Below are 20,070 nucleotides of genomic sequence, written 5' to 3'. Positions count from 1 at the left end.
TACTACAATAAGTATGGATAATATGACTGGAGGGAATAAGATGGAACATGAGCAACATAGTTCGATAAATGATATTCTACATCATTATAAAGAAGGTATAGGTAGTTTTACAAATCAAATTCCTGAAATCGCTGAGACATATAATGCGTTCACGCAAGCTTGTTTTCAAGAGGGTGTTTTAACAAAAAGAGAAAAACAACTTATTGCATTAGGAATTAGTTTAGCAACGCAAGATGAGTATTGTACAATTTATCATACAAAAGGTTGTCTTGATCAAGGATGTTCGGATAAAGAGATTCTAGAAGCATGTGGTGTTTCAGCAGCATTTGCTGGCGGAGCTGCGATGAGTCAAGCGGTAACTTTAGTGCAAGAGTGTTTAACAGAACTGAAAAATCAAAAGCATTGAATAAAAAAACGTTTTAAACTTTATGTTTAAAACGTTTTTTATGTGAAATTAAATTTGAGTATAAAAATTATCTAGGATGGGTTCAATTTATGGTTATACAATAATGGGAGAATTTTAAATTTAGTAGGAATGAGAAATAACAACTATTTATTTAATTTTAAGATTTTTTAAAAAGCTTCAATTGCTTCATATAATCAATGGCTTTTGTTTTATTTTTCTGTTTAGAAACATAATGTGCCTCATTAAAATCTCTATAGTAACTGTTAACTACTTCTTCAGAAAGAGCACCGTCAGAGATAGCTCTTTTAACCGCGCAGTTTGGTTCATTTGTATGTGAACAGTTAGAAAATTTACATCTCATAGAAATCTCTTTTATATCTTCGTACCCAAAATCAAAAGTCCTCTCAAGGTTTATCAAGTCAAATCCTATTTTACTAATAAGAAATCCCTCCACTTTTGAAAGAGTCTTTTAGAAACATACATACAAATTTTATCGTTCTCAATTTAATATTCTATATCTTCATAAATAGATTTTTCTACATCAGGAAGAACTGTGTATATACTCTTACCGATTAAAGCTTCTAATTCTTTCTTAATCGCATAAAACCCTTTCCAATGTAAAGATGTATGAGATGTTGTACCATGACGCAAACCAACAGAAATTAATCTTCTTTCCAGCGTAGTAAAGCCATCCGCATCAGCAAGAGCGTCGCAAAGAGTAATTACTTTATTGTATAAGTCGTAGTTACAATGTTCATTTAATATTTCAACTAATCGGCTTCTCATATGGTCAGGAACGAGACTCCATTCTGCTGCGATATCTATATGTTCATTTTTGCATGGGAATGAGTGTGTCACACAAATAACAGCGTTTCCTGTATACCCTAAATCATTCATATATATATAACCATCATAGGAATGAATGACCGATTTGGTAAAACCTTTGTATCTTCCGATATCATGCAAAAGGGCAGCGTTATATGCTATGTCAGCATCTAGCTTGTACCCTTTTTTTATAAGTTCTATAATTATGTTTTCAGTTGCATGAGCAACATGTAGTGAATGTTCAAACCAAGGGCCCGGGTTTTGTTCATATGCCCATTCGAGTAATTCTTTTGCGTACGTTCTATCTAATATATATTTCATATCGTTATCCTTTCACAAAAAATCATATCTTAACTATAAATTCCTCTTATTATTTCATTATTCCTTCTTTAAAAATTGTTACAATGAAACAAAAGGGGGAAAAGTAATGCGAAATTTAGTAATTGAAGAAATTAAGAAACTAGAAAATGATATAGAAGAACTTTCGAAACTTTTGAAAATGGTTGTAAATGATGGGGCATCAATTGGTTTTTTGCCTCCACTGGAACAAAAAGATGCAACAAAGTATTGGCAAACAGTATTAGCGCCAGAAGTGATATTGTATGTGGCTAAAATAAACAACGAAGTAGCAGGGAGTATTCAATTACAATTAGTTACTAAGCCTAACGGAATTCATAGAGCTGAGATTTGCAAATTAATGACTCATCCAAACTTTAGACGAAACGGTATTGGACGATCGCTTATGCAAAAAGCAGAGGAACGAGCAAAGCAAGAAAACAGGTCTCTTTTAGTATTAGATACTAGAGAAGGAGATCCTTCCAATAAATTGTACAAATCACTAGACTACCAAGAAGTTGGAACAATACCAGGGTATGCAATTTCTCCGAATGGAAAGTTAGATGCTACGGTTCTTTATTATAAAAACATTTAAGTTATAATCAAACGGGGAGAGTGCTTAATTATTAGTAAGTGAATAATAAACGACTATTTTTAACACCGTCTATATTTTTCTGGCGGTGTTAAAATAGTTAATTATAATCTAATTAACGCACTAAATGAATTTGAGAAAGTTTTTAGAGGGTTCTTTTAGTAATGATTCTCGTCTTATAATAAATGTAGAGAAGATGACTAGCCAACTATAGTTATTTTCGCTTTATTATGGGAAGGGGATGAAAGAATGAAAAAGAATAGTTTACAAAAGATGAAGAAAGTTATTTTAAGTGGTGGCGTATTACTTACGGGATTATTAACATTTGGATTTTCAGAAAAGGCTTCAGCTCATGGATATGTAGAATCACCAGCGAGCCGATCTTATTTATGTAAGCAAGGGGTAAATGTAAATTGTGGACCGATTCAATATGAACCTCAAAGCGTAGAAGGGATAGGTGGATTTCCGCAACTAGGACCTTCTGATGGACAAATTGCAGGGGCTGGTCATTTTCCCGCTTTAGATGTTCAAACTGTAGATAGGTGGAAGAAAGTTACGTTAAATGGCGGGACGAATACATTCAAGTGGAAACTAACGGCTCCTCATAGTACGAAAGAGTGGAAATACTATATTACGAAAAAAGGTTGGAATCCCAATAAACCTTTGACGCGATCAGATTTAGATTTAGTGCCATTCTATGTAAAAAATGACGGTGGAGCTAGACCAGGGACAACAGTAACGCACGAAGCAAATGTACCAACTGACCGTAGTGGATACCATCTTATTTTAGCTGTTTGGGAAATTGCAGACACTGGAAATGCGTTTTATCAAGTTATAGATGTAAACCTTTTGAATAATGGCTTATCCTCAAATTTCGCTTTTAACAATGTAGTGCAAGCTCCTACACTATTTTAATTGAAACATACATTTCGATCATCTAATTCATTTTAGATGATTTTTTTTATGAAAATGATGAAAAATATAGAAGAAAGTGCAATTATTTATAAAAAAATATGCTTTAAATATTGTCATATTTGCTTCTTTAAGATATCCTTTTCATGAAGAGGTGGAAAACATGGAAAAAGTACTAGTTTTCGGGCATAAAAACCCAGATACAGATGCAATTTGTTCTGCAATTGCTTATGCAGAATTGAAAAAAGAATTAGGAATGAATGCTGAGCCTGTACGTTTAGGCGAAATCAGCGGTGAAACTCAATTTGCGTTAGACTATTTTAAAGTAGAAGGACCGCGTTTTGTTGAGACAGTAGCAAGCGAAGTGGACAACGTTATTTTAGTTGACCATAACGAGCGTCAACAAAGTGCTAACGATATCGAATCAGTTCGTGTGTTAGAAGTTATTGACCATCACCGTATTGCTAACTTTGAAACAAGCGATCCTATATACTATCGTTGTGAGCCAGTTGGCTGTACAGCTACAATCTTAAACAAAATGTACAAAGAAAATGGCGTAACAATTCGTAAAGAAGTTGCAGGTTTAATGTTATCTGCAATCATTTCAGATTCTTTACTATTCAAATCTCCAACTTGCACAGAACAAGATGTAGCAGCTGCTCGTGAATTAGCGGAAATCGCTGGTGTAGATGCAGATAACTACGGCTTAGAAATGTTAAAAGCTGGTGCTGACTTAAGCGGAAAAACAATGGAGCAATTAATCTCTCTTGATGCTAAAGAATTCCAAATGGGTAATGCGAAAGTTGAAATCGCACAAGTAAACGCTGTTGATACAAACGACGTTCTTGTACACCAAGCGGAACTTGAAAAAGTAATTTCTGCAGTAGTAGAAGAAAAAGGTTTAGACCTATTCTTATTCGTTGTAACTGATATCTTAACTAACGATTCTGTCGGTCTTGCGATCGGTAAAGCAGCAAACGTTGTTGAGAAAGCATACAACGTATCACTAGAAAACAATATAGCTACTTTAAAAGGTGTTGTATCTCGTAAAAAACAAATCGTACCAGTATTAACAGAAGCATTCCAAGCTTAATCGTATTGCGTACAGATGAACAGTAAGGACAAGTAGTCAGATTGGCTACTTGTCCTTTTTTATTTATAATAAGCAGAAATTTTTAACTTTTAAACAGTCGCATTGTGTATGCTTAATGATATGGAAGTATTGAAAAGTAAATTACAGGGGCTTTTTGAAAAAATATTGCATCTGTTTCAAAATTAGAGAGCTGGATTTCGGAGGAACTGCGTTTAAACGCTGAAATACAGATGTTGCGTTTAACTTTTTAGAAGAAAGGATATAAAGTTTTGATTAACGAATTAAAATAAGGATAGCGTTAGCTATCCTTATAATCGTTTATTCGTAAGATTTTTTCTTGTTTATATAAAATGTGATTATCGTAGTAATGAAGAAAATAGGTATCGCATACACTTGCCCAACAAATAACTTCCAGCCGACATAATTATAGCCTTCAGATGCTGGGATGATAACGGAAATAACGCAAACGATAAAATAGACTAATAGTGCAGGAATAATATTTTTCATTTTTATGAACCTCCTTTATTGTTTTATTAATACATACTTGCATTATAATTTAGTTTCATTATTTTGAAGAAAAAATGAAAAATTTTTTATGGTATTATAATATTTGCAATGAGAGTAATCTATAGTACGCATATGGTAAAATGTGTAATTTTAACTTTCAGAATTATTATATAGTATCTCGAGAAAAAAATGTACAAAATAACGAATTTTATTTACCAAAGTAAAGGGAGTAGAAATATATATGAAAAGGCTATGTATAATTCCATGCGGAAAAAAGAAAATTTGGGATAAACATTCAGACTACGGACCGATGGAAGCAAAAGATGTATATATTAGTCCGTTCGGAAAAGCATGTCAGGCGTACGCAACTATGTTTTTCGAAAACTGGGTTATATTATCAGCGAAACATGGATTTTTAAGACCAAGTGATATTGTATTAGAAAACTATGATCTTGCATTTGATTCAAAAAGCGATGAGGTAATAAGTATAGAGCAATTACAAAAACAGATGGTAGATAAAAGTTTACTACAGTTTGACGAAATCGTCTTACTAGCAGGGAAGAAGCATAAAAAAGTAGTGACAAAGTTATATCCAGAAGAAATGATTACATATCCGCTAGAGGGGTGTAAAGGAATTGGGTATATGTTGCAGAGGTTGAAAGAAGCTGTGAAGGAAAGGGAGGAAATATAGGTGTAGTTTCAGTGATTTTAAACTCTATTTATTTAGGGAGCTGAAAAGTAAAATAGAGTTTTTAGGCATCGCCGAAAGGGTGATGCTTTTTTGTTCGTGTCGTCATTCATGTAAAAGTAATTTAGAGAATAAATCATTCGATTTATGAAGCGATAGCTTTTTTATATCGAAAACAAATTGCATCACTTTTAGAAAATATAGGACGTATGGGCACAGTTAAGATTGTAAGTGGGAATAGCAATAAGACAAGTTTTGAATAAGATATTAAGAAAGGAGATGTTGATGAATAATGGCTAGATATAGTTTGCACGGAGGACACAATAGTATTGTTCAAGGTGCTAATTTCGGGAATCGGAAAGAACACGTTCTAGATAGGCAAGTTAAAGATGCCGTGGCGGCTAAGTTAAGAGCCCTAGGACACACGGTTTATGACGATACGGACGAGGTAGGGGCAACTCAATCACAAAATTTAAATAATATCATTCGGAATAGCAATTCCCATGCTGTGGATTTAGTTATTTCTTTTCATCTTAATGCAAGTGATGGAAATGGACAGGGTGTTGAGGTTTTATATTATGATCAGAAAGATTTGGCGGCTAAAATCTCAGCTCAACTAGCAAAAGATATTGGATGGCGTGATCGAGGTGCGAAACAACGTACAGATTTAGCGGTATTAAATGGAACGAAGGCACCGGCTATTCTTATTGAATTAGGGTTTATTGATAATGAATCCGACATGGCAAAATGGAATGTTGATAAAATCGCTAATTCTATTGTATTTGCTCTTACAGGACAAACTGGAGGAGGTGCAGCGGATTTGCTCAAAGTAAAAACTGGTGGTGTAGCATTTAGTAATTTACAAGATTTGGCTCAAGCTATGGTTGATGCGGGTATTGATGGACAAATTGTCGTTCAAAAAGATGGCATTGGTTATGCTATAACGAATGGCTATCCGTCCGGGAATATCGATAAATTTACAGCTTGGTTAGATGCACGTAAATGGTACTATGAGTACGTGAGATAAAACGAAAATTGGTTTGATTAAAAACTAAAAATTGTCTTATTTTTAGTTAACAAGTATATTAAGTAACTATAAAAATATGGACAATTTATATGTAAATTAGTACACAAAACCACCTGTCAGAAAGGTGGTTTTATTTATCAAGCTATTTGCGGGAAGTAAAATTCTTACCTCAAAATTCGGATGAAGCTAAGAAATTAGGTGGGAATTACACTGCTCGTAGCCTCCTACTAATTATCGTTTCACTTTATATAGTTTAGAGTTTTGTAAATCTTTACTTATTAAACCCGTAATAATATTTTGTTTTCTCAATACATAAGCCGAATTTTAAATTATTACCCAATAATATAATACCTCTCATACTATTTATTAGTTGATAATAACAAAAAAACAAGCTTTGAATATAATAATGAAAAAGGAGATGTTAAATAATGGGTTATATTGTAGATATTTCGAAATGGAATGGCGACATTAACTGGGATATCGCAGCACCACAATTAGATTTCGTAATTGCACGTGTGCAAGATGGTTCAAACTATGTAGATCCTTTATATAAAAATTATGTACAAGCAATGAAAGCAAGGAATATTCCGTTTGGTAATTATGCGTTCTGTCGTTTCGTTTCAGTAGAGGATGCACGGATAGAAGCAAGAGACTTTTGGAACCGTGGTGATAAAAATGCAACAGTTTGGGTAGCTGACGTAGAAGTAAGAACAATGAACGATATGAGAGCGGGTGCACAAGCTTTTATTGATGAATTACGCAGATTAGGAGCTAAGAAAGTCGGTTTATATATTGCTCATCATATGTATGCTCCATTTGGAATGGAAAATGTCAATTGTGATTTTGTATGGATTCCTCGTTATGGTGGTAACAAACCGGCGTATCCATGTGATATTTGGCAATACACAGAGACAGGCAATGTGGCTGGTATCGGCAAGTGTGATTTAAATAAGCTGATTGGAAATAAGCCGTTAGCTTGGTTTACAAATCAAATTGTTGAGCCGATAAAAAAACAAGAAGGGGTTGGAATTATAGTGAATAAATATAGCAAAGTAGTTACTTATGAATTTGGTGTAAATTTAATTTCTGACATGATTCAAATGATGGATAAGCTTGGATATACTTCTAAAATAATATCTCGTGGAGATAACCAAGGGCTTGTGTATTTCGAAACAGATTATCGTCAAGGGAACGAACTGGACAAAGCAACTGCTTGGTTAGATATGAAAGGAATTAAATATTTTTATACAAAAGAGTAGTTTGCAAAAATAAGAGCCGTCATGTGACGGTTTTTATTTTTATTTAATCTTTTAACTCTACTTATAATATGGAGAAAATAGACTAATAAACAAGCCTTTGTATACTTTCAAACATAGAATATGATGAATTCTATCAAGGAGGAAGCATATTTATGAGAAATACTTGTCATTGTGGACATTTTCAAGATTGTAATAAATTTTGGGATGATTTAATGTTTGGGAGATGTAGATGTAAGCGCAATGATTTTCACGAGTGTTGTTGCAAAGAGAAACCGAAGTGTGAGTGTGAAAAATGTCATTGTAAAACAAAAGCGAAATGCCATTGTAGGCATGAAGAGGAAGGGTATTAATAATAAAAAAGAGTACGATGCGTACTCTTTTTTTGGGTGATTATATTCCATCTTGAACAGATTTCTTTACAATTACCCATGTGTCTTTCTTTTTAACCGTTATAGCTACATTAGTTCCATTAGATTCCTTATAAAAGATATATCCATTGTTTGAGTTTACATATGTAACTGGTTCACCTATGCAATCTCGCGAGCAGGATTTGTTGACTAGTTCAATTAAGGATAGTTCACTTGGATCGGTTTTACTGGCTTCTATAACAGCATCAAGGCTTGTTTTTCGATAACCTTGCAAGTTTATATGAAAAAGCTGCTCTATTTCTCCTGTAATGCTAGTGTTCATTACTTCTACTGAATTCTTTTTTTCTTGAAGAAAGCCGTTTTCATAAAGTAATTTTGTATAGCCAATCCATGCTATTAACACTAGCATGAAAAACATACCCGTCATTTTAAGTATTCGAAGTCGTTTGCTTATAATTGTTTCTGAGTATTTCATTCACTCTAATCCTCCAATGTTTTTAATTTAAAATATGCTTGGATACATACTTTTAGAAGAGGATGAAAGTTAATGAGTTTTTAATAAAAAAGAAAACATCCAGGGTTAGATGCTTTCTTTTTTTGGTATTTTTGGCTATCTGTTAGTTACTTGTTTCATAAGTGGTCTTATTTCTTTAACTGGTGGTTTCTTATCATAGGCATCAACGTAAGAAAAGTAATAGTTTAAGTTTCTTAGAAGACCTTTTCCTATTTTTGCACTTAAGAAAGGAAAGACTTGTCCGGTATAATCATCGAGAGATTTACAGTAATATTTTTCATCTAAATATATACTGTATTTACATGTTAGTTCTACTAAAGGATTCCCTTCATCATCAAATACTTCTTTAGAATCAATAATATCTATTAGTGCAAATTTTTCATTTAAGTAAACTTTCTTTTTTTTCTCGTGTTTATTTGTAAGTATAAAAACGAGACCAATCGCGTTAATCAAACTATTTCCTCCTATAAAAAACGGATATTAATAAAATATATCGATATAAGCTAAATGTAAAGAGGAGAGGTGAAATATCATGGAGAGAAAACTAAATAAGCCGATTGGTGAGAGCTGATAATCAGTGGGGGATGAACAAACCCCTCACTGATTAAAGTTTCACTTTATTGAAATACTTGCGGGAATTGTTTTACGATTGCGTTTGTTATCATGTCAGCCATTTCTAATGCTTCTTTTTCAATTTTATCGTAAAGTTTTACTCCTGCTTCATAATCTTTATTTAGGAAGGCAAGTGCTTCTGCTTTCGTTAGTGCTAAATGTTCATAAAACATTTTTCTAAATTCTTCTTTATCTATATATGGGTTGATTCTGTTAAGGAATTCAATAATTGCGTCACCATTAGCGTACCATTTTTTCTCTATAGCGGCCGCTGCATTTTGATTACCAGCTTTTGCGGCTTTAACAAGATCCGCTGCAATTACTAAGTGATCTTTAATTAATGCACTATATTTTTTCACTGCATCCTCACCGTAAAATGGTTCAAGTGATAGTCCCATATGTGTTGCGTTTTGTAGAAGTCGTCCAACAGTAACATTAACATCTGGTAAATTAAATACTATACTTATAATAGCCAATCTCGTCCAAGCGACGTGTTGTTCCCATAAAGAACGCATATACCCTTTTAAAAAATTCTCATTTTTACTAATTCGGTAGTTCCGTACGGATAAATCATAGTTTACATAAGGGTTATGGTAGGGGGAGTAATACGATTGCCAATAAGAATACATAAATAGTAACACTCCTTTGAACATGTATAACTCAAAGTATGATGAAGATTTATTTTTAGTTACGTGTCCTAGATTATTTTTAGGGAATTTGAAATGGAGAAATTCAATGAATGGTGTTGTGGTATATATGAATAAATTGAATATAAAGTAAAAGAGGGTCTGTAAGGGAAGTTGCAGACCCTCAAAAGGGTATTGCCGAGATGTCGGACTCGACTACGTAATGTTATCATAAAATTCTTTTAAAAAAACCTGGTAAATGTGTCCAAATGAAATTGGGACCTTCATACAGTCAAAGGGACCTGCTTCCCGCGGCAGGCCCCAATAACTAGATAATGTCGATGAGCAAAAAACTCATCTGGAGTACTTTTATAGTAACAAGTAAAATGTGTTTTGTGTATTGAGAAAGAAGAATTGCATAATTATATGTGAACAATTTAAATCCCAACAATTTATGATTATCATTAATTGTTGGGATCTAAATATGGTTATAAAATGGAGAAAAGACTTGGAAGTGAGATCGAGGTACACAGAAGTATGTAATCATGAAAAAGACCTGCTAATATAAGCAGGTCAACTTAAGGGGTTTATCCAACAGATTATTATATATGGTAACAACTGAATTGTAGTAAGTCTATACATTTAATATTGAGAAAAATTCTGTGAATGATATATTTTTTGCACATATATTAACGTCTAAAAAGTTGAGAAAGAAAATTAAAAAGCTTTTTATAAGAGAATAATGGCTGGTACTTATAGTATGATTCATATTTCCACGCATCATTATTAGAGAATTGGAGTTTTTGTGTTTTCGTTTTTGCCTTGATGGAACTCATATTACGATGTTTCATATAGTAACCTCCTGAATTTATATGTATACGATTAGTAGTATTCAAGAAAGGGAAATAAAATGAACATTTAAATTGAAACTCTTTCTTCTTGTGTACTGGATTTACGTTATAAATGTTGTAAAACATATAAAATAATGATGCTAATTCATATTAAATAAGTGAAGAAACATAGAATAATGAAAAAACAATAAGCATCTAATCATCCCTTTCAAGTCGCATAAGTGATTGATATAATAGAAGTAGATGAAAGATAAAGAAAAGCGGGTGACTCTTTTTTGTTTACTAAAGCACAAGAACTTTTAGCGTCCTACTTTGGTTATTCTTCGTTTCGAAGAGGACAAGATGAAACAATTAAAAATGTACTAGATGGGAAAGATACGGTTTGTATTATGCCAACGGGTGGCGGTAAGTCGATTTGTTATCAAATTCCGGCATTAGTATTTGAAGGAACGACGTTGGTTATATCGCCTCTAATATCACTTATGAAGGATCAAGTAGATACATTGGTACAGAATGGCATTTCAGCTACATATATTAATAGTTCTATATCTATTGCAGAAGCAAATCAGCGAATTCAATTAGCGAAACAAGGACATTACAAGTTACTTTATGTGGCGCCTGAGCGTCTTGATTCGATGGAGTTTGTTGATCAACTTATTGATATGAAAATCCCTATGATTGCGATTGATGAAGCACACTGTATTTCACAGTGGGGACATGATTTCCGTCCAAGTTATTTACATATACATCGCATATTAGATTATCTTCCAGAAAAGCCGCTCGTATTAGCATTAACAGCAACAGCAACACCGCAAGTACGTGATGATATTTGTAACACACTTGAAATTAATCAAGAAAATACAATTATGACAACGTTTGAGCGTGAGAACTTATCGTTTTCTGTCATTAAAGGGCAAGATCGAAATGCATATTTGGCGGATTATATTCGTCAAAATCAAAAGGAATCCGGGATTATATATGCAGCTACTAGAAAAGTAGTCGATCAGTTATATGAAGATTTGATGAAGGCAGGTGTTTCTGTATCAAAATATCATGCTGGTATGAGTGATAGTGATCGAAATGAGCAACAAGAACTCTTTTTACGAGATGAAGTAAGTGTAATGGTAGCAACATCTGCATTCGGGATGGGTATTGATAAATCGAATATTCGTTACGTAATTCATTATCAGCTTCCAAAAAATATGGAAAGTTACTATCAAGAAGCAGGACGTGCTGGTCGTGACGGATTAGATAGTACATGTATATTGTTATATTCTTCTCAAGATGTACAAGTACAGCGTTTTTTAATTGATCAATCAACTGGAGAATCACGTTTTTCAAATGAACTTGAAAAATTGCAAAATATGACCGATTACTGTCATACAGAACAATGTTTACAATCATTCATTTTGCAATACTTTGGAGAAGAACCGAAAGAAGATTGTGGACGCTGTGGTAATTGTACAGACAATCGCGAGAGCATCGATGTGACAAGAGAATCACAAATGGTTTTATCATGCATGATTAGAACGAACCAACGCTTTGGAAAGCAAATGATAGCGCAAGTATTAACTGGGTCGAAGAATAAGAAAGTTATTGAATTTAATTTTCATACTTTACCAACGTATGGGCTTTTATCGAACCGTAGTGTAAAAGAGGTCAGTGAGTTTATTGAGTTTTTAATTTCAGACGAGTTAATTGCAGTTGAACATGGCACTTATCCGACGTTAAAAGTAACTGAAAAAGGGAAAGAAGTATTACTTGGTAAAGAGAATGTTTTACGAAAAGAACGAGTAGAGACAAGACAAATTGTTCAAGACCATCCTTTATTTGAAGTGCTTCGTGAAGTACGTAAAGAAATTGCACAAGGAGAAGGTGTACCTCCGTTCGTTATTTTCTCTGACCAAACATTAAAAGATATGTGTGTGAAAATGCCGCAAAATGATTCTGAATTGTTGACGGTAAAAGGTATCGGAGAACACAAACTTGTGAAATATGGCTCGCACTTCTTACAAGCAGTTCAGCATTTTATTGAGGAAAATCCAAATTATGCTGAAACGATTAAGACAGAAGTAGTTTCAGAGCGTAAAAAGTCAGGAAAAGCATCCGCAAATTCTCATTTAGAAACATATGAAATGTATAAACAAGGTATTGATTTGAATGAGATTGCAAAAGAACGTAACTTATCAAGACAAACAATTGAAAACCATTTAATTCGCTGCTATGAGGATGGAATGGAAGTAGATTGGCAAAGCTTTGTTCCAGCAGAGTATGAATCTCTTATTGAAACTGCCGTTCAAAATGCAGAGGGTGGGCTGAAATCTATTAAAGAACAGCTTCCGAATGAAGTGAGTTACTTTATGATTCGTGCTTATTTACAAATAAGAAAGTAGAGACATATAAAGGGGATAAGAATTTATGTATCATGTGTTCGTTTATGGCACATTAAGAAGAGGACAAACGAATGCTCATTATATGCAAGGTGCAACATGCATCGCAGACAGAGCTTGGACATATGGAAAATTATTTGATACGAATGAAGGATATCCGGCCATGACTTATTCGATTGAAGAACAGGTGTATGGAGAAGTTTATGTAGTAAATGATGAGATATTGTGTAAGTTAGATGAACTAGAAGAATATACAGGTAATGCGGAGACTGATTTATATGATCGAATCACGCAAACAGTATATGTTGCTGATAGGGAAATTGAGGCATATGTGTATATCGCTCAGAATAAAAAGATGTTAAAGAAAGTGATAGACTCTGGTGACTGGCTTATGTATCAAAAAATATAATAAGGTAGTTTTAAAAATTGGAAAGCAGATAATGACGAATTCATTATCTGCTTTTTATTGTGTGAATAATTGTCGTTCTCTTTCTATTCTTATAGTTCTTAGTACGATTCCAATTCCGAGAAATAAAACAGTAGCAGCGACCCCGCTAGTAGGATTTAACCAAAAATCACTACTGTTTGTAAGAGTAATAATCCCTGTTATTGTAACTAAAACAGTAGAAACAGCATCCTCGATCGCATGCATGATAACACATGGCCAGACGGATTTTGTAAGTCTATATATTTCAACATACATAATTGACCAACAAACCATAAGGATACAGCCAGATAAAAGCATATTTAATCTTGAGATGGATTCAAAATATTAAAAATATTCATTCGAAGAGCCTCCTTTACTTTTATTTATCCTACTATTTGTGGGCAGTAAAACGCCCATTGATTAAAGTTTTTAATTTTTACAATATTTGTTAATAGATAAATTAAATAGGAGACAAATAGAAAGTAGTATCTTTTGTATGCATCACTATACTATATGTGTATTTGTGTGATTTAGATGTTGCATATTCTTTTTAAATTAGAAAGATGAAAAGTAAGTTTTTTCGGAAAATTTAAACGGAAACTATTGACTTTATGATTGGGTTTTTAATACAATGATACTTCGACTGAAAAATTAGAACGGACAGGAGGGAATCGTCGAAATGAGCAACATATTTGAAGATGAGTTACAAAAAATGAAGGATACTTTACATACGATGGATGAGCAATTGGATAAGCTTGAAAAAACCCCGGTTTATTATGGAGAAGATTTTAAAGAGCAAATTCTTGAAAGTATGAGGGAGTCTAATAGACAAAACTTACGTATTGGTGTGCAAGAGCCGTACTTTGGAAGGGTAGATTTTCAGGAAGATGGAAAAGAAGAAGTTATGCCGATTTATATCGGAAAAGTAGGGGTTTCGGATGTGGACACGATGAAGCCAATAATTATTGATTGGCGGGCGCCTGTCGCAAGTATGTTTTATTCATTTACCGGTGGAGAAGAATTAGCATTTTATCAATCACCAGATGGGTTAGTAGAAGGTGATGTGTATTTAAAACGAAACATTTCCATTCGAAAAAGAGAACTTGAACGTGTTGTTGATACATATGTAAAAGGAAATGAAGATGTATCGCATGCCGATGATTTTCTTCTATATCGATTAGGTGAGAATAAAGATAATAAGCTAAAGGATATTGTTTCAACGATTCAATCGGAACAAAATGATATTATTCGAGCGGAAAGAAATTTACCATTACTTATTCAAGGGGTTGCAGGGAGCGGAAAGACAACAATTGCTTTACATCGCCTTGCTTTTTTAATTTATGAATATCGTGAACAACTAGAAGCAGAAAGAATGATCGTATTTGCGCCGAATAGTCTGTTTTTAGACTACATTTCGAGTGTACTTCCTGAATTAGGTGTAGGGAATATTAGTCAAACAACGTTTCTGGATTGGGCATTACGTACGTTAGATGATTCAGTGAAACTAAAGCAGACAGAAGAAAAATTGAAAGAAGCATTTTCAATTAATCGTGATGAAAAGAAGATAATGCTAGGTAAATTAAAGGGTACGTTGGAATTTAAGACGTTTATTGAAGAGAGAATGATCCAATTTGAAAATGAGTTAGTTCCGACAAAAGATTTTGAGGCGTGGGATAGAGCGATTATTCCAGTAGAAGATATTAAAAAATGGATGCAAGTTGAATATAAACATTATCCTTTACAGAAAAGAAGAGAACGATTAGTAGGACGAATGAAGCGCTGGATTGAAATTGAACTTAAAAAATTCGGGGAAACAAACGAGAAAAAATTACTTAAAAAAGAAGCGACTAAGAGACTGAACGCATATATGAAGTTTTGGCCGAAAATGAGTGCTCTTTCACTGTATAGTTCAATAGTAAAAAGTAAAGAAATACTCGAGGTATTACCTGAAGAACTTGTTAAAGAAACAGAAAAGAGTTGTCGTAAAAAAGAAGTGTATGTAGAAGATTTACCAGCTTTAATATACATACATCATCGTATAACAGGGATTGAAATCGGGCAGAAGTTTCATCACGTTGTTATTGATGAAGCGCAAGATTTTTCGCCTTTCCAAGTTTATGTATTAAAAGAAATTACATTAGGTAATTCTTTCACTATATTAGGTGATTTATCGCAAGCGATTTATGATTACCAAGGAATTGAAGATTGGAATGCTTTTAAGGAAGTATTCCAAGAAACCGGTTATTATGAATTGACAAGAAGTTATCGTTCTACAAAAGAAATTATTGAATTTGCAAATGAAATAATTAAAAATGCAGAAATCCCAGTAGGACTCGCAACACCAGTCTTCCGCAGTGGAGAAGATGTGAAAGTAATTCATGCGGAAAATCAATTTACTGAAATTGTGAAGACGGTAAAACATTTGCAAAATGCAGATGTGAAAACAATTGCGGTAATCGGAAGAACAGAAGATGAATGCCGTGATATATATGTGGAATTAACAAATGCAGGATTAACGGTAAACGTAATTGAAGCAAACCAAAGTAAATATGAAGGTGGTATATCAGTAGTACCTGTCTATTTAGCGAAAGGTTTAGAATTTGATGCGGTGCTTTTAATTGATGTGGATGAAGAACATTACAAAGACACAAAACATGATGCAAAGTTACTATATGTTGGATGTACGAGATCACTTCATGACCTATGGATTTTCCATAGTGGGGAAGCGTCACCTTTAATTAAAGGATTAAAATAAAGTGAAACTATAATCAGTGGGGAGTTTTACTGCAAGCTAATGTGGGATAAATATAAAAAGAGGGTTTCTATTACTGTCTACTTAACAGGGAGATGACTATGAAGACCCTCTTTTTATATTGAAATTAATGTTCAATTTTAAACGAATAAAGCCATTAATATTAAATCTTGATAGCTACCATCCAATTTTACACCCTTTGCTTTTCTACCCTCTTCAAAGAAGCCTAGATTCTTATATAACTGGATTGCACCTAGATTATCTTCCATTACCTCAAGACAAACTTTTTCAATCTTACTGTTATTTTTAGCCCAATTGATTAACGTTTCTAGAAGAGCTCTTCCAATACCATAATTTCGATATTCGGGTAGTATGGTCATCGCAAAAGCCCCTTGATGACTAATTTTTTCTTTGTTTCCGTTCTTAAAATCTATTGCACCGACTAACTTACCATCAACTTCAGCAATAAACTGTACATAATTTGGATTTTCATGATAAGCTTTTAACGTTTTTTGAATAGCATCGATACGCACCTTTTTTACATCCTCAACCGTACTTAGCATGTATGGAGCGTTTATTAAAGCTTTTGAAGCAGAATCTAGTATTCTTTCTGCATCCCGTTCTTTAGCTTCTCTAATTATTATTGTTTTTCCATCCTTAGATTTATAAGTAAAAACATTAGTTGATAAGATACTACACACACCCTTTCGGAATATAATTAGTTGAATTTTTTAACTATCGTGCAATTATTAAGTAAGAAAAAGTCGTATCACCTTTTTCTGCAATCGCTCTACTTCAACTTAATGACGATTATTTCAAATATTTTTAATTTTTACAAGGATTTATTCCGTTATATAGCCCGATTGTTGAATAACATGACTGGCGTTTTTTAAACAACTTTATTATCTCTGTACACGATGAATTAACGACTTGAGCTGTTGTGTAAATAATATACAATGACCTTTTCTAATTCCTTAGTTTGTTCTTTTTCCCGTACACGAACGGCATCTACTGGAATTTGTGTATGTTTTAACCAATCTAGAATAAGGTGTAGTTGTTCTTGTATTTGCCCAATGTTTTGCTCCTTTATGTTCTTATTCTGAATTCTATCAATTAATTGAAGCATATAGGGAAGTTTTTCTATACATTCACTTAAATCTCCGCAATAACCTGAAGGGAATTCATGTGTACCAAATTCTAAAGTATTGATGTAATTAGAAACTAGGTATATCATGGCTTCTTGTTCGGTATCACCACCTAATTCAATCGCTTTTCGAAGGGATTTTTCTAAATCGTCTTCTTTATTGCTAGAGTCCATATAAATTCCTATCCATCTAAAAGGTCTTGAATCAAATGGGTTGTTTTCTGTCCATCTATATAGAATGTCAATTAGAAAACTATTTAGTGAGAAAGTTAAGACCTCATCTTTTTCGTTTAATACATCTAAAATAGTAAACAGCGAAATGGCAAACTCTTCTTGATCTTTTGATTCCCATTTCTTTGCATTTGTAATAAATGTCTCTAAATGTTTAAAAGCTAATTTTCGAAGTCCCGCTTCGCGATGCTGACAGTAACAAATAAAATCATGCCAATGCTCAGTTGTATTCATATGTATAATAATAGTTTGTAATGCAGTGAGAGGTTTATCCATTATAAGTCCCCAATCTATTAAGCACGTGTTGAAAATTTAGTGTTATTATATCATTACATAAATTAAAGTAGGAAGAATTTAAGGTAGATTTTATTGGTCACGGGATCCAATCGATTGGTAATGTAGCGGTTCTAACAGGAGTCATTATTGACTTTGAAGATGAAACGTAAAAAAGTTATTATGTTTATCTGAATATTGAGGGAATACAAGAATTTTATTTATTTAATTTTCAGAAAAAATAGACTAAAACATTAATAAATGGTATAATTTCCTTGTTATTGGAATTAAAATGAAAATATTAGAAGAAAAAGGATAGGGTTGGTTTTAATGGGGGATTCTGATCACAAAGAAACAAAGGCAATATTAAAGTTATGGTTTATTTATATACCACTTGCATTTGGAGAATTTGTCTTTTCGAATATCATAGGTTATTTAAAAAAATAAAGATTTTGTATTTGAAAAACAATTAACCTAATTTAATTGTTTTTTTATTTTTCTCTAATAAACCAAACAAAAATAAAGATTTTGAACAAGATGAAGTTTATGAAGGAAATAACGTTGATTAGGTGCTGAAAACGGGAATTATTCAAGCATGGTAATTCACCGTTTTTATAGCTTCCTATAGTGAGATGTTATGTTCACATCATATGTATACGATATTTGTAACTTAATATAGCATTACTGGAACTTCAAAATTAGTAGTTAAGGTTGTTACCTTATAGAGTGTTATATATAACTTAGCTAAAAAAGCACAAATCATATAATTTGCGCTGTTCATTATCTGTTTTTTGGTAAAAAATTATAGTTTTTGTCACATTAATACTGTACGATACATAGTATAAAACACATACTGTATGACATATAGTAATGGAAATGAGGTGAGTGAATGGATACTTTATTAAATTCGTTAATTACTGAGTTAAGAAGAGGGACATTAACGTTAGCTGTTTTAAGTCAATTAAGAACGCCGCAGTACGGATATTCACTTGTCCAGTTATTAGAGCAATCAGGGGTTACAATTGATCAAAGTACTTTATATCCACTACTTCGCCGATTAGAAAAGCAGGAATTAGTGACGAGTAGTTGGGATAAAACGGAGAGTAGACCTCGTAAGTATTATGTTTTAAGTGATTATGGATTAGAAATATTTTTGCAGTTGAAAAAAGAATGGATAAAGGATTCGAAAGAACTTTATAACTTATTAAAGGAGGAGGAAGAGAATGAATTTAATTGATCTCTATATCCAAGAGGTTGCGAAGAGATTACCTGAAAAAAATCGTGAAGATATTACACTTGAACTAAGGTCAACTATAGATGATATGTTACCTGAAGATTATAATGAGAAAGATGTAAAGAGCGTTCTCGAAAAATTGGGGAGTCCGGTTTCATTGGCTAATGGTTATTTGGATAGACCGATGCATTTAATTGGACCACGTTATTTTGATGTATATACAACGTTGTTAAAAATGATTATACCAATCGCAGCTGTCATTGCACTCATATCAATGGTTGCAGAAAATTTTATAGGCTATAGTGGTGATCAAGCGGTATTAAATGTTATTTTACAATTGATAGGTAAAGGCATTGGGGGAATTTTTGAAGTGGGCCTCCATGTATTTTTCTGGTTGACAGTTGTGTTTGTTATTTTAGAAAGAACAGATAAAGACAAAGGTATCGAGCCGTTGACGACAAGTTTAAAAAAATGGACACCAGATGATTTGAAAAACATCTCGTATATCCCAAAGAAAAAAGCAATCTCGAAGTTTGAAGTTTTTGGAGGTTTAATGTGGACAGCAGTTTGGGCTACACTTTACTTTTATGCGAATTATCTTGTTGGCGTATATAACGGTACGGCAAATGGACTGAAGTTTGTCTCGCCAACTTTTAATCAAGATGTTTTATTGCAGTACTGGCCAATCGTTGTAATTATGATCGTTTTTGAAATATGTATATCCCTTTATAAATTAGTGCAGGGACAATGGACGCAAAGATTGGCGATTGGGAATGCTATTCTTCAAATAGCTGGGACGATAGTATTCATTGTAATTGTAGTAAATCCACATGTATTTAACGCAGGGTTTATTACGTATTTGGCAAATGCATTTACTATTTCCTCAGAGGAGTTTAAAACGTGGCTCATTGGGGGAGGAATTTTCTTCTACATGTTATCTGCTGCAATAAATATATTTGATGGTTTCCGAAAAGCTAGTATTCGTATGTAGATAAAAATCGGA

The 20,070-nt window shown here is 33.1% G+C and carries 22 protein-coding genes and 1 pseudogene; 13 read left to right on the top strand and 10 right to left on the bottom strand.

The features are described from left to right. Positions 1-13 precede the first annotated feature (13 nt). Positions 14-406, top strand: coding sequence for a carboxymuconolactone decarboxylase family protein (locus N2V80_RS13980; protein WP_002196593.1), 393 nt, complete (start codon positions 14-16; stop codon positions 404-406). Positions 407-563: 157 nt separating this feature from the next. Here the strand turns inward: N2V80_RS13980 and N2V80_RS13975 are convergent, their stop codons facing one another. Then, entirely contained in the window at positions 564-860 is a 297-nt protein-coding gene (locus N2V80_RS13975) for a hypothetical protein (protein WP_231130265.1), read from the bottom strand. 50 nt (positions 861-910) lie between these two features. Next, on the bottom strand, positions 911-1,552 hold the full coding sequence (locus tag N2V80_RS13970) for an HD domain-containing protein (RefSeq protein ID WP_061655775.1): 642 nt from the start codon (positions 1,550-1,552) through the stop codon (positions 911-913). A 106-nt stretch (positions 1,553-1,658) separates the two neighbouring features. Between N2V80_RS13970 and N2V80_RS13965 the strand changes: the two genes are divergently transcribed. The 3 genes from N2V80_RS13965 to ppaC all read left to right on the top strand — a co-directional run bounded on the left by N2V80_RS13965 (position 1,659) and on the right by ppaC (position 4,164). Continuing rightward, positions 1,659-2,162 (top strand): GNAT family N-acetyltransferase, encoded by a 504-nt coding sequence (locus N2V80_RS13965; protein ID WP_001245250.1) that lies wholly within the window; start codon positions 1,659-1,661, stop codon positions 2,160-2,162. 246 nt (positions 2,163-2,408) lie between these two features. Then, positions 2,409-3,074: a lytic polysaccharide monooxygenase gene (locus N2V80_RS13960; RefSeq protein ID WP_000742279.1), complete on the top strand. Its 666-nt coding sequence runs from the start codon at positions 2,409-2,411 to the stop codon at positions 3,072-3,074. A 160-nt stretch (positions 3,075-3,234) separates the two neighbouring features. Continuing rightward, a complete protein-coding gene (gene ppaC, locus N2V80_RS13955; RefSeq protein WP_000416864.1) occupies positions 3,235-4,164 on the top strand; it encodes a manganese-dependent inorganic pyrophosphatase in 930 nt (309 codons plus the stop codon). Positions 4,165-4,482: 318 nt separating this feature from the next. Here the strand turns inward: ppaC and N2V80_RS13950 are convergent, their stop codons facing one another. After that, complete coding sequence (locus N2V80_RS13950) at positions 4,483-4,671, bottom strand: DUF4017 family protein (protein ID WP_000789486.1); 189 nt, start codon at positions 4,669-4,671, stop codon at positions 4,483-4,485. 241 nt (positions 4,672-4,912) lie between these two features. On the opposite strand from N2V80_RS13950, the gene N2V80_RS13945 reads away from it, so the two are divergent. The 4 genes from N2V80_RS13945 (at position 4,913) to N2V80_RS13930 (ending at position 8,035) form a co-directional block, all read left to right on the top strand. Next, positions 4,913-5,362: a DUF6884 domain-containing protein gene (locus N2V80_RS13945; RefSeq protein ID WP_000824873.1), complete on the top strand. Its 450-nt coding sequence runs from the start codon at positions 4,913-4,915 to the stop codon at positions 5,360-5,362. Between the two features lie 289 nt (positions 5,363-5,651). Then, the gene (locus N2V80_RS13940) at positions 5,652-6,386 is read left to right on the top strand and encodes an N-acetylmuramoyl-L-alanine amidase (protein ID WP_000135278.1); all 735 of its coding nucleotides are present in this window, start codon (positions 5,652-5,654) and stop codon (positions 6,384-6,386) included. A gap of 428 nt (positions 6,387-6,814) precedes the next feature. Then, positions 6,815-7,645 carry a GH25 family lysozyme gene (locus N2V80_RS13935; RefSeq protein WP_000540614.1) on the top strand — a complete coding sequence of 277 codons (831 nt, stop codon included), beginning with the start codon at positions 6,815-6,817 and terminating at the stop codon, positions 7,643-7,645. 216 nt (positions 7,646-7,861) lie between these two features. Then, positions 7,862-8,035 carry a hypothetical protein gene (locus N2V80_RS13930; RefSeq protein ID WP_000503011.1) on the top strand — a complete coding sequence of 58 codons (174 nt, stop codon included), beginning with the start codon at positions 7,862-7,864 and terminating at the stop codon, positions 8,033-8,035. Here the strand turns inward: N2V80_RS13930 and N2V80_RS13925 are convergent, their stop codons facing one another. The 4 genes from N2V80_RS13925 to N2V80_RS13910 form a co-directional block, all read right to left on the bottom strand. After that, the gene (locus tag N2V80_RS13925; protein WP_000877572.1) at positions 8,036-8,488 is read right to left on the bottom strand and encodes a hypothetical protein; all 453 of its coding nucleotides are present in this window, start codon (positions 8,486-8,488) and stop codon (positions 8,036-8,038) included. Between the two features lie 135 nt (positions 8,489-8,623). Then, complete coding sequence (locus N2V80_RS13920; RefSeq protein ID WP_000606231.1) at positions 8,624-8,980, bottom strand: hypothetical protein; 357 nt, start codon at positions 8,978-8,980, stop codon at positions 8,624-8,626. Positions 8,981-9,144: 164 nt separating this feature from the next. Next, on the bottom strand, positions 9,145-9,768 hold the full coding sequence (locus N2V80_RS13915) for a hypothetical protein (protein WP_000287725.1): 624 nt from the start codon (positions 9,766-9,768) through the stop codon (positions 9,145-9,147). Positions 9,769-10,454: 686 nt separating this feature from the next. Next, entirely contained in the window at positions 10,455-10,616 is a 162-nt protein-coding gene (locus tag N2V80_RS13910) for a hypothetical protein (RefSeq protein ID WP_000682739.1), read from the bottom strand. Positions 10,617-10,891: 275 nt separating this feature from the next. On the opposite strand from N2V80_RS13910, the gene recQ reads away from it, so the two are divergent. Both recQ and N2V80_RS13900 read left to right on the top strand, forming a co-directional pair. Beyond that, the gene (gene recQ, locus N2V80_RS13905) at positions 10,892-13,009 is read left to right on the top strand and encodes a DNA helicase RecQ (RefSeq protein WP_000494270.1); all 2,118 of its coding nucleotides are present in this window, start codon (positions 10,892-10,894) and stop codon (positions 13,007-13,009) included. A gap of 25 nt (positions 13,010-13,034) precedes the next feature. After that, a complete protein-coding gene (locus N2V80_RS13900; RefSeq protein ID WP_000274915.1) occupies positions 13,035-13,415 on the top strand; it encodes a gamma-glutamylcyclotransferase family protein in 381 nt (126 codons plus the stop codon). A gap of 54 nt (positions 13,416-13,469) precedes the next feature. Here N2V80_RS13900 and N2V80_RS13895 read toward each other — a convergent pair. Then, positions 13,470-13,778: pseudogene (locus tag N2V80_RS13895) on the bottom strand (CPBP family intramembrane glutamate endopeptidase); the annotation flags it as partial. Positions 13,779-14,112: 334 nt separating this feature from the next. On the opposite strand from N2V80_RS13895, the gene N2V80_RS13890 reads away from it, so the two are divergent. Continuing rightward, positions 14,113-16,188 (top strand): HelD family protein, encoded by a 2,076-nt coding sequence (locus tag N2V80_RS13890; RefSeq protein ID WP_061655929.1) that lies wholly within the window; start codon positions 14,113-14,115, stop codon positions 16,186-16,188. 137 nt (positions 16,189-16,325) lie between these two features. Here N2V80_RS13890 and N2V80_RS13885 read toward each other — a convergent pair whose 3' ends face one another. Continuing rightward, a complete protein-coding gene (locus N2V80_RS13885) occupies positions 16,326-16,886 on the bottom strand; it encodes a GNAT family N-acetyltransferase (protein ID WP_000337114.1) in 561 nt (186 codons plus the stop codon). 221 nt (positions 16,887-17,107) lie between these two features. Next, positions 17,108-17,836, bottom strand: a complete 729-nt coding sequence (locus N2V80_RS13880) for a hypothetical protein (protein WP_000360495.1) — start codon at positions 17,834-17,836, stop codon at positions 17,108-17,110. Between the two features lie 886 nt (positions 17,837-18,722). Here N2V80_RS13880 and N2V80_RS13875 point away from each other — a divergent pair. Next, positions 18,723-19,070, top strand: a complete 348-nt coding sequence (locus tag N2V80_RS13875) for a PadR family transcriptional regulator (protein WP_000380301.1) — start codon at positions 18,723-18,725, stop codon at positions 19,068-19,070. Next, positions 19,057-20,058, top strand: coding sequence for an HAAS signaling domain-containing protein (locus N2V80_RS13870; protein ID WP_001048881.1), 1,002 nt, complete (start codon positions 19,057-19,059; stop codon positions 20,056-20,058). The genes N2V80_RS13875 and N2V80_RS13870 overlap by 14 nt, the downstream gene beginning before the upstream one ends. Positions 20,059-20,070: the final 12 nt, after the last annotated feature.

It is taken from the genome of Bacillus sp. FSL W8-0640 (genome assembly GCF_038007725.1).
GTDB classification, from domain to species: domain Bacteria; phylum Bacillota; class Bacilli; order Bacillales; family Bacillaceae_G; genus Bacillus_A; species Bacillus_A cereus.
Note: the sequence above shows the minus strand (reverse complement) of the source record. Positions and strands in the feature narration are given on the sequence as shown.